This window comes from Mesorhizobium sp. IMUNJ 23033, from assembly GCF_044778005.1.
Classification (GTDB): Bacteria; Pseudomonadota; Alphaproteobacteria; order Rhizobiales; family Rhizobiaceae; genus Mesorhizobium; species Mesorhizobium amorphae_A.
In genome coordinates this window covers 137,500-157,357 of record NZ_JBJACT010000019.1, presented here as the reverse complement: position 1 = coordinate 157,357, position 19,858 = coordinate 137,500, and the positions used below count along the sequence as shown (strand labels likewise).

The 19,858-nt window shown below is 63.0% G+C and carries 22 protein-coding genes; 5 read left to right on the top strand and 17 right to left on the bottom strand.

Annotation, left to right across the window (positions count from 1 at the left end; all coding sequences use genetic code 11):
* Positions 1–320: 320 nt before the first annotated feature.
* Positions 321–1,259, bottom strand: a complete 939-nt coding sequence (locus tag ACFX5Q_RS20730; RefSeq protein WP_404281058.1) for an ankyrin repeat domain-containing protein — start codon at positions 1,257–1,259, stop codon at positions 321–323.
* Between the two features lie 353 nt (positions 1,260–1,612).
* Here ACFX5Q_RS20730 and ACFX5Q_RS20725 point away from each other — a divergent pair, with 353 nt between their 5' ends.
* Positions 1,613–2,317 carry an SOS response-associated peptidase gene (locus tag ACFX5Q_RS20725; RefSeq protein ID WP_404281055.1) on the top strand — a complete coding sequence of 235 codons (705 nt, stop codon included), beginning with the start codon at positions 1,613–1,615 and terminating at the stop codon, positions 2,315–2,317.
* 22 nt (positions 2,318–2,339) lie between these two features.
* On the opposite strand, the gene ACFX5Q_RS20720 is transcribed toward ACFX5Q_RS20725, so the two are convergent.
* Together ACFX5Q_RS20720 and ACFX5Q_RS20715 are read right to left on the bottom strand one after the other, a co-directional pair.
* Positions 2,340–3,341, bottom strand: coding sequence for an NADP-dependent oxidoreductase (locus ACFX5Q_RS20720; protein WP_404281067.1), 1,002 nt, complete (start codon positions 3,339–3,341; stop codon positions 2,340–2,342).
* 152 nt (positions 3,342–3,493) lie between these two features.
* Positions 3,494–4,309 (bottom strand): oxidoreductase, encoded by an 816-nt coding sequence (locus ACFX5Q_RS20715; RefSeq protein WP_404281052.1) that lies wholly within the window; start codon positions 4,307–4,309, stop codon positions 3,494–3,496.
* Between the two features lie 107 nt (positions 4,310–4,416).
* On the opposite strand from ACFX5Q_RS20715, the gene ACFX5Q_RS20710 reads away from it, so the two are divergent.
* The gene (locus ACFX5Q_RS20710) at positions 4,417–5,004 is read left to right on the top strand and encodes a TetR/AcrR family transcriptional regulator (protein ID WP_404281050.1); all 588 of its coding nucleotides are present in this window, start codon (positions 4,417–4,419) and stop codon (positions 5,002–5,004) included.
* A 94-nt stretch (positions 5,005–5,098) separates the two neighbouring features.
* Here ACFX5Q_RS20710 and ACFX5Q_RS20705 read toward each other — a convergent pair whose 3' ends face one another.
* Entirely contained in the window at positions 5,099–5,530 is a 432-nt protein-coding gene (locus ACFX5Q_RS20705) for a hypothetical protein (RefSeq protein WP_404281048.1), read from the bottom strand.
* Between the two features lie 115 nt (positions 5,531–5,645).
* Between ACFX5Q_RS20705 and ACFX5Q_RS20700 the strand changes: the two genes are divergently transcribed.
* The gene (locus ACFX5Q_RS20700) at positions 5,646–5,963 is read left to right on the top strand and encodes a hypothetical protein (protein WP_404281046.1); all 318 of its coding nucleotides are present in this window, start codon (positions 5,646–5,648) and stop codon (positions 5,961–5,963) included.
* Between the two features lie 55 nt (positions 5,964–6,018).
* Here ACFX5Q_RS20700 and ACFX5Q_RS20695 read toward each other — a convergent pair whose 3' ends face one another.
* A complete protein-coding gene (locus tag ACFX5Q_RS20695) occupies positions 6,019–6,441 on the bottom strand; it encodes a hypothetical protein (protein ID WP_404281043.1) in 423 nt (140 codons plus the stop codon).
* Here ACFX5Q_RS20695 and ACFX5Q_RS20690 point away from each other — a divergent pair.
* Positions 6,440–6,616 carry a hypothetical protein gene (locus tag ACFX5Q_RS20690; protein ID WP_404281040.1) on the top strand — a complete coding sequence of 59 codons (177 nt, stop codon included), beginning with the start codon at positions 6,440–6,442 and terminating at the stop codon, positions 6,614–6,616. The two genes, ACFX5Q_RS20695 and ACFX5Q_RS20690, sit on opposite strands and share 2 nt — an antisense overlap.
* Positions 6,613–6,822, top strand: coding sequence for a hypothetical protein (locus ACFX5Q_RS20685; RefSeq protein WP_006201519.1), 210 nt, complete (start codon positions 6,613–6,615; stop codon positions 6,820–6,822). The genes ACFX5Q_RS20690 and ACFX5Q_RS20685 overlap by 4 nt, the downstream gene beginning before the upstream one ends.
* A gap of 77 nt (positions 6,823–6,899) precedes the next feature.
* Here the strand turns inward: ACFX5Q_RS20685 and ACFX5Q_RS20680 are convergent, their stop codons facing one another.
* The 12 genes from ACFX5Q_RS20680 to ACFX5Q_RS20625 form a co-directional block, all read right to left on the bottom strand.
* A complete protein-coding gene (locus ACFX5Q_RS20680; RefSeq protein ID WP_404281038.1) occupies positions 6,900–8,339 on the bottom strand; it encodes an FAD-binding oxidoreductase in 1,440 nt (479 codons plus the stop codon).
* A 226-nt stretch (positions 8,340–8,565) separates the two neighbouring features.
* Complete coding sequence (locus ACFX5Q_RS20675; protein ID WP_404281036.1) at positions 8,566–9,840, bottom strand: Zn-dependent hydrolase; 1,275 nt, start codon at positions 9,838–9,840, stop codon at positions 8,566–8,568.
* Positions 9,837–10,709, bottom strand: a complete 873-nt coding sequence (locus ACFX5Q_RS20670) for a BtpA/SgcQ family protein (protein WP_404281033.1) — start codon at positions 10,707–10,709, stop codon at positions 9,837–9,839. Before ACFX5Q_RS20670 ends, ACFX5Q_RS20675 begins: the two co-directional genes overlap by 4 nt.
* Complete coding sequence (locus ACFX5Q_RS20665) at positions 10,706–11,617, bottom strand: ribokinase (RefSeq protein ID WP_404281031.1); 912 nt, start codon at positions 11,615–11,617, stop codon at positions 10,706–10,708. Before ACFX5Q_RS20665 ends, ACFX5Q_RS20670 begins: the two co-directional genes overlap by 4 nt.
* A gap of 2 nt (positions 11,618–11,619) precedes the next feature.
* Positions 11,620–12,390 (bottom strand): glutamine amidotransferase, encoded by a 771-nt coding sequence (locus tag ACFX5Q_RS20660; protein ID WP_404281029.1) that lies wholly within the window; start codon positions 12,388–12,390, stop codon positions 11,620–11,622.
* Between the two features lie 31 nt (positions 12,391–12,421).
* Entirely contained in the window at positions 12,422–13,510 is a 1,089-nt protein-coding gene (locus tag ACFX5Q_RS20655) for a phosphotriesterase (RefSeq protein WP_404281027.1), read from the bottom strand.
* Position 13,511: 1 nt separating this feature from the next.
* Complete coding sequence (locus ACFX5Q_RS20650) at positions 13,512–14,531, bottom strand: ABC transporter permease (RefSeq protein ID WP_404281024.1); 1,020 nt, start codon at positions 14,529–14,531, stop codon at positions 13,512–13,514.
* Positions 14,528–15,328 carry an ATP-binding cassette domain-containing protein gene (locus ACFX5Q_RS20645; RefSeq protein WP_404281022.1) on the bottom strand — a complete coding sequence of 267 codons (801 nt, stop codon included), beginning with the start codon at positions 15,326–15,328 and terminating at the stop codon, positions 14,528–14,530. Before ACFX5Q_RS20645 ends, ACFX5Q_RS20650 begins: the two co-directional genes overlap by 4 nt.
* A 93-nt stretch (positions 15,329–15,421) precedes the next feature.
* Positions 15,422–16,363: a substrate-binding domain-containing protein gene (locus tag ACFX5Q_RS20640; protein ID WP_404281019.1), complete on the bottom strand. Its 942-nt coding sequence runs from the start codon at positions 16,361–16,363 to the stop codon at positions 15,422–15,424.
* A gap of 155 nt (positions 16,364–16,518) precedes the next feature.
* The gene (locus tag ACFX5Q_RS20635) at positions 16,519–17,133 is read right to left on the bottom strand and encodes a cupin domain-containing protein (RefSeq protein WP_404281016.1); all 615 of its coding nucleotides are present in this window, start codon (positions 17,131–17,133) and stop codon (positions 16,519–16,521) included.
* A gap of 135 nt (positions 17,134–17,268) precedes the next feature.
* Positions 17,269–18,201, bottom strand: a complete 933-nt coding sequence (locus tag ACFX5Q_RS20630; protein WP_192181417.1) for a dimethylarginine dimethylaminohydrolase family protein — start codon at positions 18,199–18,201, stop codon at positions 17,269–17,271.
* Between the two features lie 21 nt (positions 18,202–18,222).
* On the bottom strand, positions 18,223–19,827 hold the full coding sequence (locus ACFX5Q_RS20625) for an amidohydrolase (protein ID WP_404281014.1): 1,605 nt from the start codon (positions 19,825–19,827) through the stop codon (positions 18,223–18,225).
* Between the last annotated feature and the right edge of the window lie 31 nt (positions 19,828–19,858).

Genomic DNA, 19,858 nt, shown 5'->3' with positions numbered 1-19,858 from the left:
GATGCGCTGCCATTGCCGCTGGCTCAGTTCGTAGCGCGACACCATCCATTGTCCTCCAGATCGAATCTGGAAGCCTATGAATCATGCATCAACGCAATTTTGAATCCTGAATGTCGATTGGTCCTAGAGCGGTTCACCGTTTCACGGGAACGCAGAACCGCTCTATCTCATTGTTCTGACGCAATTCCGGACGGAAAACCGCTACGCACTTTTCCTGGAATTGCTTTGGGGCGTGTACTCATAAACGACGGCCAGTCGATGAACGTTTTGGGCATAAGACGCAGGGCCGTAGCAGTAGTTTGCGCCAAGAGCTCATCGGTTCAGGGCAGCGGGATCGGCTTGTCACTGAGCGTGCGCAAGTAGGCGATCAGGTTGACCCGTTCGGTCTCGTCCGGGACACCAGGAGTCTCCATCTTGACGCCCGGCGTGGTGAGCATGGGCCCGAAGAGATATCTGTTCAGGTCCTCGTACGTCCATACACCCTCCCAGCCCAGCAACGTGTCGGAGTAACGCATATTTGCCACAGATGCTTTGTCGCGGCCGACGACGCTCCACAAGTTGGGTCCTGCTTTGCTCCCTCCCTGTGGCGCGGCATTGTGGCAACCGGCACACACGCTGGTGAAGTAGGTTCGGCCTTTCTCAACCTCGGCAGTAGCCAACTTCATCGATATCGGAGCAGGTGTTGGCAAAACGACGCCGTGCGACAAGAGATAGTCAGCGACTTCGCGTTGCCCCTTGAATTTTGCCAGATGGAGCGGTGTCTTGCCGTCCTTTGTCTTCGCATTCACGTCCGCGCCGGCCTCGACCAGTGCCTTCACGCAATCGAGGCAATCGAGATTGACGGCGATGTGGAGGGCGTTTTCGCGGTTGCGGCGCGAATTTGGATTTGCGCCCCCGTCCAGCAACAGATTGATCAAGTCGATCCTGCGTTTTGCCAAAGCCGGCATGAGGGCAGGACCCATAAGCGGCGTCGGGGCGGCGTTGACGTCGGCACCGCGTTCCATGAGCAGTTTTGCCGCCGCAAAATGCCCGCCCCTGACCGCAAGATAGAGTGGTGTCGCGCGCCCGTCGCTCTCATCGACGCCGGCACCCGCGTCGAGCGCTGCAGTAATCGCCGCGACATCGCCCTCTTTCGCGGCGTCGTGAATGGCGGCGGCGTGAGATACAATCGGGATGTGTACAAGCAGCAGCGAATGAAAAGCAAGAACCCGCGCATTTAGCATCTCCCAGGCAAGCCGAAGGACGCGGCACGATTTCAAGACTGCAAGTCCACCTCAAAATCCCTGATCGTGAGAACGCCCATCGATGGCTCAATGAATGGTGGCATCCGGGTCATAAGCGCATGTTGCTTCGGGTTTGTGAAGCCACGACCTGATGGGCATTGGGTCCTAGGCTACCAGGGCCGTTGGTCGATATTGCCCTTACATTAGCTTCAGCGCATGTTCATGTCAGCCGGCGAGGTCGCAGAAGCCGGTCAGGCCCGGCGGCCAACCCATACATCCCCCCCCCCGGCAGCCGGGCCACCGACCTCGCCCGTGCGGATCTCTGAAAGAGCGCCGGCCCGACCCACGCCCCCGTTGCGGAGCCGGGCCAATTCCGCAATTCTGCTCATATGTGCAACCTCTACAACATTACCACCAGCCAGGAAGCCATCCGCCAGTGGACCCGCGCACTGCGCGACATCGCCGGCAACCTCGAGCCCTCGGTCGACATCTATCCCAACCAGTTCGCGCCGGTGGTGCGCAACACGGCCGACGGAGCGCGCGAGCTTGCCAATCTGCGCTGGGGCATGCCGACGCCGCCCGAGCGCATGCGCGGCAATGCCGATTCCGGCACGACCAACATCCGCAACCCGCAATATGGCCACTGGCAGCCCTTTCTCGGCGTCGAGAACCGCTGCGTCGTGCCGGTGACCAGCTTTGCCGAACCGAGCCCCACGCCCGGTCAAAAAGACCCGGAGACAGGCGTCCAGAAGAACTACTGGTTCGCGCTCGGCGAAGAGTGCCCCCTGTTCTTCTTCGCCGGCCTATGGACGCCCTGGCAGGGCGTGCGCAAGGTCAAGGAAGGTCCGGGCGAGCACGAGCTCTACGGTTTCCTGACCACCAAGCCGAATGCGCTGATCGCGCCGATCCACGAGAAGGCGATGCCGGTGATCCTGACCACGCCGGAGGAGACGGAGACGTGGCTCAGTGCGCCGTGGTCCGAAGCGAGAAAGCTGCAGCGCACGGCGCCTGACGACGCGCTGGTGATCGTCGAGAAGCCAGCGACGCAGATCAAGTTTCCGGCCGGAGCCAGTGCGCAAGGTTCGCTGTTCTAGACGAATCGAACAAACAGGCTCGCTACCTGACCCTGACGACGACCTTGCCCTTGGCGCGTCCTGTTTCGACGTAGGCCAGAGCCTCATTGGTCGCTTCAAACGGAAAGACCCTATCGACTACCGGGCGGATCACTCCGGATTCGATGAGGGACGTGATTTTGCTCAGCTGATCACCCTGCGCCCACATGAAAAGGAAAGAAAACTTCACGCCACGGCGCTTGGCCTTGGCCCGAATAGCCCGGCTCAACAGGCGCAGTACCAGCCTCAGCACCACGTTCAGTCCCTGTTTCTCGGCAAATTCGGGATCCGGCGGACCGGAGATGGAGATAAGCTTCCCACCCGGTTTCAGCACGCTCAGTGATTTTTCAAGCGTTTTGGCGTCCTGGCTGTTCAAGACGACGTCGTAACCAGACAGGATTTTCTCGAAGTCATCCTTCTTGTAGTCAATGACAACGTCGGCGCCGAGATCCTTGACCAGATCGGCACTCGCGGCGCTCGCTGTTGTCGCGACGTTCGCGCAGAGGTGCTTTGCCAGTTGGATGGCGAATGTCCCCACGCCGCCGGAGCCCGCCTGAATGAAGGCCTTCTGTCCCTTCTTCAGGTTCGCCCTTTCGACAAGCGCCTGCCAGGCGGTCAGACCGACCAGCGGGATCGAGGCCGCCTCTTCCATGCTGAGGTTTTTCGGCTTCAAAGCCACGTCGGCCTCATCCATGGCGATGAACTCGGCGAATGTCCCGATCCGGCCATCGCGCGGCCGCGCGTAGACTTCGTCGCCGGGTTTGAATTTGCGGACCTTTGCTCCCACCCTGACAACCGCCCCAGCCACATCGTGACCCAGAATGAAGGGCTTGCGATAGGGCAGGATGAGCTTGAACTCTCCGGTTCTGACCTTAGAATCCAGAAGGTTCACCCCCGCGGCATGGACCTCGACCAGGACATCGTTGTCCCCGACCTCCGGCACCGGCATCTCGGCCAGCCGCAGAATGCCCTTCTTGTTATACTTGTCGACGACGAATGCCTTCATGGCAGGGACTTTCTGAAAGTGAGGCGATTGATCGAATGCATGTGTCATGTTCGACATCTCCGGGCTGTGGCGCCTGACCAATTGTGTTGTGGTTGCCAGTTGTGTTGTGGTTGCCAGTCTCACGTGCGTGAAATCCTTCGCCTCGCTGTGGTTCAGGCCGGTAACCGGAACTGCTTGCGCAAGCTCTTGTCGAAAATGCCTGCGGGGGCAAAGCGGCGCAGGAGGCTGACCTGCAGCGCGGCCTTGCCAGCCGTGTAGCGCCGTCGCGGACGGGCATCGGTCGCCGCCTTGACGACCACCTTCGCCACCACCTCCGGCCGATCGGCTGTCGGCATCACCTCGCTCAGCAGCGCCTTGAACCCGGCCCGAGCCCGATCGTATTCCTTCAACAGCGAATCCGGCTCGATGCCGTTCTGGTCGAAGACGGTACGCACGAATGCCGGCTCGATGACCGAGACGCGGACATTGAAGGCACGAACCTCGTGGTCGAGCGATTCCGAATAACCCTCGAGCGCGTGCTTGACCGCCGAATAGTGCGCTGAATACGGCGCCGGTACGAGGCCCAGCACCGAGCCGATGTTGACGATACGCCCTTGGCCGCGCCGCCGCATCGACGGCAACACCGCATTGGTCATGCGGATGACGCCGAACAGATTGACGTCGAACAGGGCCTGTACCTGGGCGACCGAGGATTCCTCGGCGCCACCAAGCAGGCCGACACCGGCATTGTTGACCAGGAGGTCGATCCGGCCGGTCCGCGAGAGCACGTTCGAGACGAGCGTATTGACGGCGCCATCGTCAGTCACGTCGCAAGCCAGCATGGTCACCCCATTCGGGCCAATGCTGGCCGCGCGGCGACTTGTTCCGAAGACGGTGAACCCTGCCCGCGCCAGTGCCTCGGCGCTGGCGCGACCGATGCCCGAGGAGGCTCCGGTCACGATCGCGGTTTTTCCAGAATTCGCATTCATTTCTGATACTCCAAGCTCACGAGCTCTAGCTTATTTCTGTCGATTGGATTATGGTTGTAATATCAGATTACGATCATAATGCAATAGCAAATCCGGAAGGAGAAACCATGCGTTACGAAAAGGGTCGAAAGGACGCATCGCGCGGCCGGATCATGGAGGTCGCCACTGAGCGTTTTCGGTGTGACGGCATCGCGGCGTCGGGACTCGCAAAAATCATGAGCGACGCCGGGCTGACGAACGGGGCCTTCTATCCCCACTTTCAATCCAAGGCGGCGCTTGTCCGTGAAACCGTGGCGGCGGCCCTGGAGGATCAATCCGACCAGATACGGGAAGCATTGGCCTCCGGCGGTCTGACAATGGCCATAGACACATATTTGTCGGCGGCGCACCGGGACAATCCCGGCAAGGGCTGCGCCTCTGCCGCGTTGCTGCCGGAAATCTCGCGCGAGCCAGCCGAAACGCGTCAACTCTATACCGAGCGTTTGCTGACCCTGGTGCGCCAGGTGTCAGCGGATTTGCCGCCGCGGACCGCTGATCCGGAGAGCGTTGCGTTCGGTATCTTTGCGACCCTCATCGGCGCGCTTCAGCTGGCCCGTGCCGTGGAGGGGACGGACTTGTCGGATCGTATCCTTGCGGCCGGAGCGGACGCGGCGCGGACGCTGATGCAGCCACCTGAGGATGAAGAGGGAGTCTAGAGGTTTGGTGGTTGCGCGGCGTCCACTGGCCTAAGTTTCCGACGCAGCCATCCCGCGAAAGGGGCACTGCTGCAGCCAGGACAACAAGTGCGAGCTATCTCGTGCTGAGCCAGGCCTGATAGCGACGGTCGATCATGGGTTGGATCGTTGAATAGGTGTCCCACCCGTCCGGCACGGAATAGAGGGTCTCACCGTCAGGAAACGCCTCACTGTAGTCTGCCATGTAGGAAACCGGGTCCGTATCGGCGGCATCATAGTATCTTGCCGCGAATAGATTTCCGGCGTCGTTTAGATCGTCATCCGTGAACTTGCCGTCGCAGACTTCGAGAAACCACTCCCGGGGTGTAAGGCTTCTGGCTTTTAGGCGCTCCCGCTCGTCCGGGAACTCCTCCGTGTGCATTTCGCCGGCCAAGTCATTCAGGACTGCCCATGCAACAAACATCGCAATGTGGGTTGCTCCTGCTTCGTCGGGAAGGTCCTTCGGAAAATTACCTCCGGAGTGCCAGGACGCGTCGTCATACTTCATGCCTTCACCCCAACTTCAACGGACAGCGTGCGCCAAGTCGACATAACGCTTCTTCAATCAATGCAACTTATACGCTAACAGGAGACAACGCTGCAAACGGCGGAGGCGAAATAGAATGAAACGCCTGATATTTATCTGCGCTATGTCCTCCCTGCTGCTTCTGTCCGTGAACCGTGCATTCGCGTTCAATTTCGGCTTTGTGAGAGTGCCGGACTGGATGGATTTTTATATCGGTTTGCTATTTGCCGCGACCTGCGTCTGCTGGCTTGGGCTGGCGGCGACAAAACCGCGTGGCGTGCCGTTCAATCAACTGTCAAATACCAAAATCTCGCCGCTCGCGAATGTCTTTCGCTGTGGCATGATCATCGTATTCACGATCCTGATGGTCTTGCTGTTTGCCGGAATGGGCCTCAGGCGATACGCTGAACTTTAGCGGCTTTTGCCGAGCCCGGTTGTGCATGACAATACCGGGTCGTTACCCGCCCTCCTCATTCTTCATCCTTCCACACCACCCGGCGCACCACCCTTATCTCGGCCAGACGCCGCACCCGGATGCCGACGCGCTCCCGCGCGGTGAGGTGGCGGGCTTCGGCACGGACGAATTCCTTGTTGCGGCACTGTTCGCAAAGCATGTGGCCGTCGATCAGCTCGATGTCGACATCGCCGAACAGCCTGATCAGATCGGACGGCTCGTACCAGCGCTTGATGTTGCAGTGACCGCAGCGGATGAGGATGAGATCGCCTCTCTCGTGCGATTTGCCGAGCGTCCAGGCATTGCCGCGCTTTCGTCTTCCGTCTGTATCAGGCATTGCTAAAAATAGGAACTCATTCCTGACAAAGTCAATTCGACCTTGACATTTTGTTCCCTTTTTGTTCACCGTCGGCACCAGGTTCAAGGAGGTGTTTGACATGGACCAGATCGTGACATTGGACAGCCGCCAGGAGGCGGCATTGCAGGCAACCGCCGAAAATTTCATCGCGCACTACAAGGGCGATGCGGTGAAAGCCCTGAAGGAAATGATCGTGCTCAACGGACACTTGCAGCAGCGCCTCGATGCGCTCCAGGCGCCGAGGCGGCGGCAATGAGCATCCTGCATCTCGATCCCGACGCCGAGGCGGAGCTTCACGCCGAGGCGGAAAAGCTGATCGCCCGCTACGCCAGCCCACTCGAAACGGTGAAGGCGCTGATGGCCTATAATTGCGAGCTGGAGACGCAGATCGTCGCGCTTGCCCACCGCCACCCCGAACTGGTGACGCTGAGCTATGACGACACGCCGCCGGTCCTGGGCTGACGGCTGCCGCGCCGCCACCATGCAATCCATTGGCGGGACGGCGCGGCTGCCCGCGCCGTCCCGGACGGATGCCGGTCTCAGGCGGCGCGCAGACCTTCCTTCGGACGCAGGTTCTGGTTCATGCGGAACAGGTTCTGCGGGTCGTAGCGCTGCTTGATCTCCAGCAGCCGGCGATAGTTGTCGCCATAGGCCGCTTCGACCCGGTCGATCTCGTCCTCCGGCATGAAGTTCACATAGGCCGTGCCGGCGGCATAGGGCCGTGCTGCTTCATAGATACCGCGGGCCCAGTCGATGCAGGCCTTGTCCATTGCCGGCTCGCGCCAGCGGGCGTGGACGTTCATGACGAAATGCGAGCTGCGCTGCGGGAACGCCGTTTCATCTGCCCTGACGCGGCCCGCCGCCCCGCCGACATGGCCGAAGAATATTTCGCATTCGGGACCCGGAAGCTGGGATACAGCCGCCGTGGTGACCGCGATCGCACTGTCGGAAAGCTCCGTGAAGTCATGGCTCTTCCAGTAGTTGCGGGCGCCGGGCGCAAGCAGCGGGTCGAAGGCCTGCTGCCAGCCGGTGAACGGATTGGGGCCGACGACGTCGGCGATCGGCGTACCGATGGCGCGAAGCGTCTGCGTCGCCTTTTCGCCGGTCTGGATGTCGCCGCAATAGCACATGGCCAGCACCAGCACCTCCTTGCCGTGCCATTCCTCCGGCAGGAAGGGCAGCGGCGGCGCCTGCCGCATGACCACCCAGCAGGTCAGTTCGTCGGGCGCGGTTTCGAGCGCCTTGCGATATTCGCGCAGCACCTTGTCGGCATCGGCGAACGGATGGACGACAAGCCCCGACAGCACTTGCGGCCCGAACTGGTGGAGTTGGAACTCGAACGCCGTGACGACGCCGAAATTGCCGCCACCACCGCGCAGTGCCCAGAACAGGTCGGGATTTTCGCTGTGGCTGGCGCGCAGCAGCTTGCCGTCGGCGGTGACCACGTCGGCGGAGACGAGATTGTCGATGGTCAGCCCGAATTTGCGGGTGATCCAGCCGAAGCCGCCACCCAGCGTCAGGCCCGCAATGCCAGTGGTCGAGTTGATGCCGGTCGGCACCGCCAGTCCGAAAGCCTGCGTTTCCCTGTCGACATCGGCAAGCGTGGCGCCGGGTCCGACCCAGGCCCGCCGCGCCGCGACATCGACCCGCACCGACTTCATCATGGACAGATCGATCATCAGGCCGCCATCGCAGACGGCGCTGCCGGCGATGTTGTGGCCGCCGCCGCGCACGGAGACGAGAAGTCCGTTTTCCCTGGCAAAATTCACGGCGGCGACGACGTCGGAGGCGCCGACGCAACAGACGATCAGGCCTGGCCGCCGGTCGACCATCGCATTCCAGATGCTGCGTGCGTCATCGTAGGCGGCGTCGCCTTCCCGCAGCACCGTGCCGCGTATCTGTGCCGAAAGTGCTTCGAGGGCCGCGGCATCGATTGTCGTCTTGCCGCGTTCAAGGGTGGTGAAGCTCATGGCGCTCATGGTTTCCTCCCAATATTTGCTGAATTCTTCAGTGTGCTCTTATGTTAGCGGGCAAGCAAGTTGTGACCGGAAACGAGACCCGCCATTCGCGTTCTGGTGCAACGTCAGCGATTGCGCCGCTGACTGAACTCACCTGCAGATTGTCGGCTGAAGCTTTGCCGTCAGGCCGGTTCGAACTTCAGCATCTGCGTCACGCAGTGAATGCCGCCGGTCGGGGAGATTTCGTTCATGTCGACGGCGGCAACCTCGAGGCCGTGCGCCTTGAGCTGGCCGCTACGATCGCCGCCTGCAGCAGCACCCGCGCCCCGGTGATCGCGTCGGCAGGCTCGACATGTTCCGCCTCGTTGTGGCTCAGCCCGTCGCGGCACGGCACGAAGATCATCGCAGCCGGCGCCACTCGGGCGATGAAGAGTGCGTCATGGAATGCGCCCGAAACCATCTGCTTGTGCGGCAGTTGCAGCGAGGTGACGGCCTCCTCGACGACTTTGACCATCTCGGGCGAAAATGCCGCCCCGGGCATATCGAAGGATCGCCTGATCGTTGCCGTGCAATGCTGCGCCGCGGCCTCCGCCGCACAAACCCGGCGCAGCTCGGCCTCGATCGCGTCGAGCCGCTCCGGCTGCGGATGCCTGAGGTCGACGGAGAACATCACGGATTGCGGTATGGCGTTGATCGATCCCGGCTGAGCCGTGATGCGCCCGACCGTCAGCCGTGCACTGGTGTCGAGCGGCATGATCGTCGCCTGCAGGCTGTGCATCGCGGCAACGGCGGCGACCATCGGATCCCTACGGTAGGCAAGACCGGTCGTACCGGCGTGACCCGCGGCACCTTGAAAGGAGACTTCCAGCCAGCGAGTGCCCTGCACGGCGGTGACGACGCCGATCGGTATCCGCTCCCTCTCCAGGGACGGCCCCTGTTCGATATGGAGCTCGATATAGCCCGATATCGGCAAGCCGATCGGACGAAGCGTCGCCTCGGGCAGGGCGGCGATCGTCGCCTCGATCTCCTTTGCCAGCGACGCCCCGTCGCTGCCGATCGTGGATTTCCATGCGGAAATATCCGCACCGGTGAAGGCCATGGAACCCATGACGCCCGGCGCGAAGCGGCTGCCCTCTTCATTGGCCCAGGCAACGACCTCGATCGGTATTCGGGTCTTGGCCTTCGCGTCCTCCAGGGCTTCGAGCGCCTCGAAGGCGGAGAGCGTGCCGAGCGCGCCATCGAAGCGCCCGCCGGTCGGCTGGCTGTCGAGGTGGCTGCCGATCAGGAGCGGCGGCAGCGTAGCGTCCGAGCCCTCGCGGCGGATGAAGAGGTTCGCCATGCCGTCCTGAAAAACCTGGAAGCCGCGCTCGAGCGCCAGTTCAGCCAGCAGGCGCCGGGCGTTGCGATCTTCGACGCTGAATGCCTGACGATTGACGCCCCCGGCCGGCGTCGCGCCGATCCGGGCGAACGCGTCGAGCCGTCCGAGCAGCCTTTTGCCGTCGATCTCCGGCACCAAGGTCACCGCTTGAGGCCGCGGATGAAGGCTTTCACCCGTTGCGGATCGACCTGGTTCCACCAGACGCCATCATGCTTCAACGAGCTGGCGACGATGACGCCGTCGACGATGTCGAGAATGTCGTTGACGTTGTCGGGCGTCACGCCGCTGCCGACAAGCGTCGGCAACCCGGCTGCGTCCTTGATCATCCTAATGTAGCCGAGGTCAGCGGCGTGGCCGGTGCGCTGGCCGGTGGCGATCACCGCATCGGCGTCGAAGAATACCAGGTCCTTGACCTGTTCCTCGACCGGCCGGTCGCCGACGATGGCATGGGCGCCATGCTTGACGTGGGCATCGGCGAAGATGCGGATGCCATTGGCCCGAAGCCTGGCGCGAAAGCGCATGGCGCGCGCCGCCTCGCCTTCGATCAGACCTTCATTGGCGACATAGGCGTTGGCCCATTGATTGACGCGGACGAAGGCAGCCCCGGAGGCGCTGGCGATCGACAGCGCCGGAATGGAGGCATTGGCGAGCACATTGATGCCGATCGGCCGGCCGAGCTCGCGGCGGATGCGGTCGGAAACGACGGACATGTAGGCGGAGGTTTCAGGCCCGATATCATCCGGCTTGGCAAACGGCACGTCGCCATGGTTCTCGACGATGACGCTGTCGCAACCGCCATTGAGATAGGCTTTGGCGTCGTCGAGGCCGCGCTGATAGATGGCTTCCACCGCCTCGCCATCGTAGCGCGGCGCGCCCGGCAGAGGTGCGAGGTGAACGACGCCGATCACCACCTTGCTTCTGCCGAAGATCGACTGCAGCGCGTCGTTCGTGACCTGGCCAACTGGTTTGGAACCTGTTGGCTTGGAGCCGATGGTTTTGGGGGATTTTGTCATGCGGTTTCCGCTTGCCTCGTTTCCATGAGCAGTTTCATCTCACGCCTGTCGGGGCAGGACTCGAGCGTGCCGGCGCGGCCGACCGAGATGGCCGCGGCGCGGACTGCGATCCGCGCTGCCGCGGCGAAGTCCATGCCGGCCGCAAGGCAGCCGGCGAGGCAGCCGCAGAAGACATCGCCCGCGCCACTGGTATCGACCACAGCCACTTTGGACGCCGCGATCCGTTCGATCCGCCCTTCGCCATCGGCGACCAGGCAGCCCTGCGCGCCAAGCGTCACGATCGCGGTGCCGGCGCCTTGGCGGATCAATTCGCGGGCCGCCAGGGCAGGATCGCCGGCTCCGGTCAGTTGCGCCGCCTCGCCCGCATTCACGACAACGAGGCTGACGGCGCCCAATGGCGGCGCGTGGCCGGCCGCGAGCGGGCTCGGGTTGAAGATCGTCATGGCTCCCGCATCGCGCGCCGCAAGCAGGCAGGCGGTCGTCACATCGGCGCGAAGATTGCCCTGCATCACCACGATGTCGTCGCGTTCGATCGACGGCGCAAAACCACTGTCGGCGAGTGGATCGAAGGCGGCGGCGCAACTGGCGCCGGTGACGATGAGGTTCTCGCCCTGCGCATCGACCATGATGGTCGAACGGTCGCTGGGCAGCGGCAACGTCGTCAGACGACCGGCGTCAAGATCGCGGCTCAGTTGCTGCCTGATCCACGCTCCGGCGTCATCATTACCGATCGCCGCATGAAAGCGGACATCGGCTCCGGTGCGCGCCGCGGCGACGGCCTGGTTCGCACCCTTGCCGCCAAGTCCATCGGCATGGCCGGATGCGTTCAGCGTCTCGCCTGGCTGCGGAAACCGGTCCAGCCGAAACGTCGTGTCGACGCAGACATTGCCGATGACATGGACGCGCATGGCTAGTCCCTGGCTGTTACCCAGCCCAGCATCTGTTCGAACAAGGTCTTGTAGCCGCTCCAGGCGATGAAGCCCGGCGGCAGCCAGTGCGGGCCGACATCCGAGGTCCAGGCGACGGTGCGGCCCTTGCCATATTTGCCGGTCACCAGCAGCGGCAGGGAACGGTAGTCGGAAGACACGGTGGCGAGAACTTCCGCACCGTCCTTGAGCGTGACCTCGTTGAAGCCAAGCAGGATCGGCCAGTCCTTGCCAAGGCCCGCGAGGATCGGATGGTTTTGCGGGCCGACGACGACCGGCGCATAGCCCTCCGGAACCTCGACGCGGTCGTCAACCGGCAGGCAGGAGACGGGCAAAACCTCCTCGACCGGCGTCTTGTGATAGCGCGCGCCGCCATTGATGCCCTGGAAACTGTAATAGCCGCCGAACATCAGCAGGCCGCCGCCCTTGCCGACATAGTCGCGCAGCAGGCGAAGCCGGTTCGGCGTCGGTTTGGAATGGATCCAGGTGTCGGGGTGCAGCAGCAGCGTGTTGGCGCCGAGATCGGAAAGCACGACCGCGTCATAGGCCGAAAGCGCTTCCATGGTCTGGGGAAAATTCCGCTGCGCCTCATGCGCCGGCATGAATGTGACGTCGAACGGACTGTCCTTCAGCGCGGCCAAAAGCTCGTCGGCACCGGTGTGATAAGTCACCGTCGGAAACTGGTCGAAGCCTTTGATGTGGGTCGCGGTCGAGACCCAGGATTCGCCTGCGAGAAGAACCTTCTTCCTGGACATGTTTACTCCCTATGTCGAATTGATCCGCAGCCTAGAGACTCGCGGCGAACACGGTCTTTGGATTGTCGACGAGCATACGGTCGATCGCCGCCTGCTCGACGCCATGGCGTTTCAGCCGCGGCACGAAATGCTTGAGGATGAAGCCGTAGCCGAAGCCGCCGAAGCGCGTCAGCATGATCTTGAGAAAGACGTCCTGCGACAGCAGAATCCGGTCAACCAGGCCCATGTCGATCAGCGAGCGGATCGCCTGCGCGTTCTGCTCGTCTGACGGCGATTGCGCGTCCTGGTCGGCATAATAGAAATCCATGCCGATCATGTCGTATTCCAGGAAGGCGCCGCGCGCGGCGAGGCTTTTCTGGTAGGCGAGATCGTTGTGGCTCGGGTTCATGTGGCAAAGCACAGTATGCCGAAGATCGGCGCCTTCCGCCTCCACCACGTCGAGCACCTCATGCGCCAGCCGCTCCCAGCCGGGCAGATGGATGGTCAGCGGCACGCCGGTGATCTTGGCGGCGCGGGCCGAAGCCCGCAGCGACTTGCGCTCCTCGTCGGTGAAATCCTTGCTGATGCCGACCTCGCCGATGATGCCGGCCATGATATCGGGCTGCGTCGTCCCGCCGCCGACATCGTTGACCAGGAATTCGGTGACGTCGTCGACGTCCATCGCTTTCAGCCAGTCGGGATGAGTGTGCTGCAGATAGAAGCCGGTGCCCATGACGATGCGCAGTCCAGAGGCGCGGGCGATGCGAGCCAGCTTCACCGGATCGCGGCCGATGCCGATATTGGTCGCATCGACCACGGTATGGCCGCCGAGCGCCCGGTACTTCGCCAGTTCCGAAAGCGCCAGGTCGCTGTCGTCGAGCGAGATGTTGTCGCGGTTCATGTAGGGGTTCATCCGCAACTCGCCGATGATCTCCATGCTGACCGGCTGCTCGGCGATCTTCCTTTCCTCGGGATGACAGGGGCATTTCCAGGATGTCGCGCCATCGAGCAGGATATGCTCGTGCATCAGCGTCACGCCCATATCGGCAATCGCAACCGGGCCGGTCACGGTCATCACCGTGCCGGAGCGGACGCCGATCGGCGCCCGTTCCCCTGGCTTGTCGTCGAACAGATGATCCATGTCAGCGGCCCCGCGTCGCGCCCTTGAACAGGCGGAAATTCAGCCAGATGGCCACGAGGATGATGGTACCGGTGACGATCGGCGTCAGGAACGGCGACATATGCGCGAGGATCAGGCCGTTGCCGATGACAGCGACGGTCAACGCGCCGAGCACCGTGCCGATGATCGTGCCACGCCCGCCGAACAGGCTGGTACCGCCGAGCACCACGGCGGCGATGACATCGAGTTCGAAACCCTGGCCGGCATTGGACGAGCCGGAGCCGAGTCGAGCGGCGAGAATGATGCCCGCCGATGCCGCCGCCATGCCCGAAAGGATATAGACGAAGAGCGTTATGAAGCGCGTATCGACACCGGCCCGGCGTACCGCCTCGGCATTGGCGCCGATGCCGGTCACATAGCGGCCGAACGGCGTCTGGTTGAAAGCGAGATAGGCGACGATCAGCACGACAAGGGCGAGCAGCGCCGGCACCGGAACACCGAGAAACCAGGCCCTGCCGATGTTGACGAAAAAGCTCGTCGGCTCGACCGGGATCGAATAGCCGCCGGTGATCAGCAGCGCCACCCCGCGGATGACGGAGAGCCCGGCAAGCGTAACGATGAAAGCCGGTATCCGCTCATAGGCGATGAAGAAGCCTTGCAGGGCGCCGATCGCCGCGCCGAGCACCAGCATGGCGACGACGACGAGCGGCCATGGCAGGCCAGCCTGCAGCAAGACGGCCGACAGCGTCGCCGTCAATGCCAGCACGGACCCGACCGAGAGATCGATGCCGCCGGTGGTGATGACGAAGGTCATGGCCGCCGCAACAATCAGTAGTGGCGCCGACTGGCGCACGATGTTGAGCAGATTGGGCGTCGTCAGGAAGGAGCCGGTGATCAGCGAAAAGACCACGCAGACGACGAGGAAGAACAGCGCAATCGAGACGACGCTGCCATTGGCTATCGCCACATCCTTCCACGTGCTGTTGTGGGCGCGTTTGGGCAACGAAGCGCCCACGCCTGCCGACGGTGAGGTAGCGTTCATGGCTGTGTCCCCTCATCACGGCTGGCGCGCGCAGAACGCGCCGTGAATTTGCGACCGACGATCAGGTTGACGACTTCTTCGATGCTGGTGTCGCCGATCTTGCGTTCGGCGACGTTGCGGCCTTCATACATGACCTGGATGCGGTCGCAGACCAGGAAAAGGTCCTGAAGGCGATGGGTGATGAGGATGACACTGACGCCACGGGCGCTGACGGCGCGGATGAGTTCCAGCACCGCCTCGACTTCCGCCACCGCAAGTGCGGCCGTCGGTTCGTCCATGATCAGCACGGACGGATCGAAGGAGGCGGCGCGGCCGATGGCGATCGACTGACGCTGGCCGCCGGAGAGGTTTTCGACCTTGAGTTTTGTATCGGCGATGACGATGCCAAGCCGGTCGAGCATGTCGCGCGTCGCGTCATGCATGCGTCTGTTGTCGAGAAAGGGAATGCCGAGAACGTGGCGGCGCGGCTCGCGGCCGAGGAAGAGATTGCCTGCCACATCGACCGTGTCGCAGAGCGAAAGGTCCTGGTAGACCATCTCCACCCGTGCGGCGCGGGCATCGGCCGGTGAGGAAAAGGTCACGGCCTTGCCATCGATCTCGATGGCGCCGGAATCCGGAATGACCGCACCGGACAGCACCTTGCTCAGGGTGGATTTGCCGGCGCCATTGTCGCCGACCAGGCCGAGCACTTCGCCAGGCTTCAGGTTCAGCGAAACATCGTCCAGCGTCTGGATAGGGCCGTACCGTTTGGAAATACCGGTCATCCTGACGCGGTAGGTCTCGCCATCGCTCATCATGGTTCCAGTTCTCTGGGCGACAAAGTTCAATCGGTCGCCGGGCCGCGCGGGCGACACTCAGGTCAATGCGCAGCCCGGCGGTCTTGGGAGATCTTACTTGAACATGTCCTTGAACTGGCCAACATTTTCCTTGGTCACGATGGTGATCGGAACATTGATGATCGGGTCGATCTTCTCACCCTTCTTGAGCTTGACGAAAGCTTCGATGGCAGCCTTGCCTTCACCGGCCGGATCCTGCTGGACGACGGCGACCACCCAGCCCTCTTCGAGACCCTGCACCGCCGACTTGGTCAGGTCCCAGCCGAACACCTTGACGTCGCCTGTGCGGGCCTGGCTGGTGACGGCGGAAACCGCACCGAGCAGAGCCGGCTCGCCGGTCGCGTAGAGCGTCGTCATGTCGGGATTGGCGGTCATCAGGTTTTCGGAGGCAGACAATGCGACGTCCTGCACGTTCTGGCCGTCGACCGTGTCGAGGAACGTGACCTTCTGGCCGCTGTCGGCGACGGCCTTCTTGAAGCCGTCGAGGCGCTGGTTCTGGATGAACGAGTTGAGCGCGCCGACGACGCCGATCTTGGCGGTGCCGTTCAGCTTGGTCTTGACGTATTCGGCGTAGAACTTGCCGATGTCCTCGCCGGCCTTGGTGTTGTCGACACCGACGAAGGCGACATTGTCGCCTTCCGGGATCTGCGCGTCGATGGCGATGACCGGAATGCCGGCGGCCTTGGCCGCGGTGATCGCCGGCTTCACACCGTTGACATCGATGGCGACGAGAATGATGCCGTCGACCTTCTGGGTGATGTAGTTCTCGATCGCGTCGTTCTGCGCGCTCGGCACATTGTTGGCGTTGAAGATGACCAGGTCGACGCCGGCAGCCTTGGCCGCGGCCGTTGCACCGTCATTGATCTGGTTGAAGAACAGCGCCTGCTGGTTGATGGTGACAAGCGCATAGGTCTCGGCCATGGCAGAGGCGGAGCCGAGGGCGAGGGTCATGGCGACGGCTGCGGCGCAGCCTGAAAGGATCTTGGTAAGACGCATTCCGGTTCCCCTTGGTTTTGCGGAAAAGGCCCTTGATCGGGCTCACCTGGCGCCTGAGCGCAATCGCATAATTCAAGATACTTGATTTCTTGTCAAGTGACTTGAATTAGCATCAGCGAAGGGAAATGGGGCTCGCCAAACCAGAATGTCGCTCGTCAGAATGTCGCCGGCGTGTTCACCCAGAAAATGCTGGCGCGTTCATCGCCGACATTGCGGTACCAGTGGGGCAGTTCGGAATCGAAAACGAAGGAATCGCCGGCGGACAGGCGAAATGTCTTTTCGCCGACCATCAGTTCTATGGAGCCTTCGAGCACATAGCCGACTTCCTCGCCGGCATGCTGGATCGGTCCCGCACTTTCACCGCCGGCCTCGATATGGTGGATGTTGCACTGGAGGAGATGGCCCGGCGAATAGGGAATGACGCGCTCGAGCGAAATGCCCTCGCCGCGCCGCAAAGGATCGAGCGCGATCAACGGCCGCGCTCCGGCCCTGAAGACGATGCCCTCCTCGCCGTCGGCCTCCTCGAACATCCAGCCGATATTGGTGCCGAGCACCTCGACAAGCCGGTGAAGCATGGGAAGCGAGGGCGAGACCTTGCCGTTCTCGACCTTGGACAGCAGGCTTTCGGAGCAGTTGGCGGCGGCGGCCAGCGCCTTCAAGGTCAGGCCACGCGTCTGCCGGGAGAGCTTTAATCGTGTGCCGAGCCGCAAAAGGCTGGTGGCCGTCGAGCGCTCGTCGCTGCCCTTGCTGCTGATATCAACCTTGTTCATAGGGGCCGCGAACGTCTCCACTGGTTCGGCTGAAAGCGTAAGACCGATCAAACGCGTTGTCCATCTTGTGAAAAATGGAACAACGCGTCGGACCAGAAGCACAGCCCCGGCAGGCAAGCGAGAGCGTCTGCCCCTTCAGGCCGGCTCGCGCTTCAGCGCCTGCGCCATGCAGTGGATGCCGCCGCCGGTCTTGGAGATCTCGCTCATGTCGATCGCCGCCACCTCGAAGCCGCGCGCCCTGAGCTGGCCGATCAGCGTCTGGCTCGAGGTCGGCGCAATCACCCTGTCCTTGCCGAGCGACATGAAGTTGCAGCCGAGCGCCATCGTGTCCTGGAAGGGCACGTCGATAATCTCGTGGCCCTTGCCCTTCAGCCAGTCGACGATGCCGGGCTCGGTGCAGGCGAGGCAAACGGCGGTCAGCTTCTCGGCGATCGGCACCACCATCAGGTCAATATGAACGTAGTATTCGTCGATGAAGGCGATGCGGGTTTCCCAGCCTTCCTTGTCGAACCAGGCCTGCACCTGGCGGGCGCCCTCTTCCTGGGTGCGGGCGCCGCCGCAGCCGATCAGCACGACGCCCTCCTCGATGACGTTGAAATCGCCGCCCTCGAAGGTGCCGGCGGTGACCATGTCGTAGATCGGGATGCCGAGCTTTTCATAGGTGCGGATGGCGGCATAGTTCTCGCCGCGCCGCCACCAGTTGGCCATGGCGGTGATGAAGGCCCCGTAAGGCGTCATGACGCTGGAATCGCGCGAATAGACCTGCATCGGCAGTTCCGGCGTCGGTTCGTGCCAGTGGATGTTGACGCCGAAATGCTCATAGGCGGCGACGAGGTCCTTGTGCTGCGCCTGCGCAATCTGGACGTTGCAGGGCGCCTCGCGCAGATGCTTGCGCGACAGCGAGCTGGTCGACAGATGGCGCAGGAAATTGGGCGAGCCGAGCAGCACGTCGGTCAGGACGTCGGTCTCGTTGGCGAAGCCCCAGGCGGTCAGCGGCTTGGTGCCGCCGGCCGGGTTGCGGCGCTGCAGCGAGAACGGTTCGGCGACGATGCGGTCATGAACGGTCATGGGGTTCTCCTCGTGCTTTGATCATGCGGTTTGGTTGGGTTGGCCGCTCGGTATCCACCAGTCGCGCCCGCGCGGCGTGGTGACATATTCCGGCCAGCGGAAGTTGATCGGCGGTTCGTAGTCGCAGAGCGGCGCGATCCAGTTCGTGCCGCCAATGCCGCCGCCGGTGCGGGCGAAGAATTCATCCATCGCCGCGTCGCGGGCGGCCTTGTCTTCGAGCAGACGAAGGGCCGATAGCGCGATCGTCTTCGCCGCACAGATGACCATCGGGTCGATGGTGGCGGGGATGCCGCCCAGCGCATTCATCACCCAGGACGGATAGGGATAGCCGGTCTCCGAGCGCAGCGCCGGGCGGGCGACATAGAAACGCGCCGTCGGCGCGTGCCACGACATGTCGGTGTAGTCATCGGAGGTCGAATTCACCTGCGAAGGCGGCAGGTCGCGGCGCAGGATGGCTTCCGCCGCCTGCGGCTCGATCAGCCGCTCCAGCTCGTCGATGAACGGCTCGTCGCTTCCCATACGCCCGGCATTGACCTGGATCTCGCGGGCGACCGCCTTGGCATCTTCGTCCCAGCGGGGCGGACCGACCGCCGACAGCGCCTCATAGGCAATGCCGGCCATGGCGTGGTTGGCGAGCCCCGGCCGCGACTTCGACACAAAATGCCGCTCGTAGCGGCAGCCGCTCATCGTCGCGGCAGCTTCGGCGTTGCGGTCGAGCACGGCGGTGACCTGCTCGGCCATCTCGAGCGTCGGCACGCGGATCATGTACTGGATCTCGGAGAGCCCCGCCGGCAGATTGTCGGCGGTTGCCTGCCCGGCGGTCAGGATCGCCTCGCTGATCGACCAGCCGCCCTGGTGCGGCAGCATGGAATCGCGCAGCGCCTTCGAGGCCATGTACATCATCATCAGCGCGTCGTTGGCGCCGGGCGCCCTGATCGCGGAATGCGACTGCGGGATGGGGGCCGCGCCGCCGGCCCGCTTCGCCCAGCGCTCCGGCCGGTCGCAGATGAAACGGTAGATCATCGCGTAAGCGGCACCGCAATGCGTGTCCCAGCGCGCCGTGTTGCAGAGCGGCAGCATGTAGAAAGGGTGGAAAGAGATCATGCCGGCGAGGCCGTCATAATAGCCTTTCGCCGCATGGATCGGCTTCGATCCCCTCACCTTTTCCGCAGGCTCGCCGGTGAAGCGCAGCGTGCCTGGAATGTCGTGCTGCTGCATCGCCGCCTTGGTGGCGAGCAAGCCGCCAAGACTGGCAATGCCCAGCCCCGAATGCGGATCGGTGTGGCCGCCGGCCTCGCGGCCGAGGCCCGGGCGCGGACGCTGCACCGTCGCCGCGTCCTGGCAGTTGCCGGGCACCGCGTCATACTCGGCATACATGCCGATGGTCGGGCCCGCACCGTTCGTCCAATGGGCACAAAACGCGGTCGGCATGCCGCCCGAGCCTTCCTCGACAGAAAAGCCCTCGCGCTTCAGCCGATCGACATACCAGGCGGCCGACTGGTATTCGCGCCAGGCGGTCTCGCCGAAGTCGAAGATGGTGCGCGTCCACACCGACAGCAGCGGCTGGATGCCGTCGATGCAGGCAAGCGCGGTTGCTTGCGCCGAGGTCGTCACCGGTTTCTCCATCCGTCAAAGAAAGCAGTGAAGCGGCTTTCCA

Coding starts and splice junctions, on each gene's coding strand:
- ACFX5Q_RS20725 (WP_404281055.1), top strand. CDS start 1,613: ATGTGCAACCTCTACAACATTACCACCAGCCAGGAAGCCATCCGCCAG.
- ACFX5Q_RS20720 (WP_404281067.1), bottom strand. CDS start 3,341: ATGAAGGCATTCGTCGTCGACAAGTATAACAAGAAGGGCATTCTGCGG.
- ACFX5Q_RS20715 (WP_404281052.1), bottom strand. CDS start 4,309: ATGAATGCGAATTCTGGAAAAACCGCGATCGTGACCGGAGCCTCCTCG.
- ACFX5Q_RS20710 (WP_404281050.1), top strand. CDS start 4,417: ATGCGTTACGAAAAGGGTCGAAAGGACGCATCGCGCGGCCGGATCATG.
- ACFX5Q_RS20705 (WP_404281048.1), bottom strand. CDS start 5,530: ATGAAGTATGACGACGCGTCCTGGCACTCCGGAGGTAATTTTCCGAAG.
- ACFX5Q_RS20700 (WP_404281046.1), top strand. CDS start 5,646: ATGAAACGCCTGATATTTATCTGCGCTATGTCCTCCCTGCTGCTTCTG.
- ACFX5Q_RS20690 (WP_404281040.1), top strand. CDS start 6,440: ATGGACCAGATCGTGACATTGGACAGCCGCCAGGAGGCGGCATTGCAG.
- ACFX5Q_RS20695 (WP_404281043.1), bottom strand. CDS start 6,441: ATGTCAAACACCTCCTTGAACCTGGTGCCGACGGTGAACAAAAAGGGA.
- ACFX5Q_RS20685 (WP_006201519.1), top strand. CDS start 6,613: ATGAGCATCCTGCATCTCGATCCCGACGCCGAGGCGGAGCTTCACGCC.
- ACFX5Q_RS20680 (WP_404281038.1), bottom strand. CDS start 8,339: ATGAGCGCCATGAGCTTCACCACCCTTGAACGCGGCAAGACGACAATC.
- ACFX5Q_RS20670 (WP_404281033.1), bottom strand. CDS start 10,709: ATGACAAAATCCCCCAAAACCATCGGCTCCAAGCCAACAGGTTCCAAA.
- ACFX5Q_RS20665 (WP_404281031.1), bottom strand. CDS start 11,617: ATGCGCGTCCATGTCATCGGCAATGTCTGCGTCGACACGACGTTTCGG.
- ACFX5Q_RS20660 (WP_404281029.1), bottom strand. CDS start 12,390: ATGTCCAGGAAGAAGGTTCTTCTCGCAGGCGAATCCTGGGTCTCGACC.
- ACFX5Q_RS20655 (WP_404281027.1), bottom strand. CDS start 13,510: ATGGATCATCTGTTCGACGACAAGCCAGGGGAACGGGCGCCGATCGGC.
- ACFX5Q_RS20650 (WP_404281024.1), bottom strand. CDS start 14,531: ATGAACGCTACCTCACCGTCGGCAGGCGTGGGCGCTTCGTTGCCCAAA.
- ACFX5Q_RS20645 (WP_404281022.1), bottom strand. CDS start 15,328: ATGATGAGCGATGGCGAGACCTACCGCGTCAGGATGACCGGTATTTCC.
- ACFX5Q_RS20640 (WP_404281019.1), bottom strand. CDS start 16,363: ATGCGTCTTACCAAGATCCTTTCAGGCTGCGCCGCAGCCGTCGCCATG.
- ACFX5Q_RS20635 (WP_404281016.1), bottom strand. CDS start 17,133: ATGAACAAGGTTGATATCAGCAGCAAGGGCAGCGACGAGCGCTCGACG.
- ACFX5Q_RS20630 (WP_192181417.1), bottom strand. CDS start 18,201: ATGACCGTTCATGACCGCATCGTCGCCGAACCGTTCTCGCTGCAGCGC.
- ACFX5Q_RS20625 (WP_404281014.1), bottom strand. CDS start 19,827: ATGGAGAAACCGGTGACGACCTCGGCGCAAGCAACCGCGCTTGCCTGC.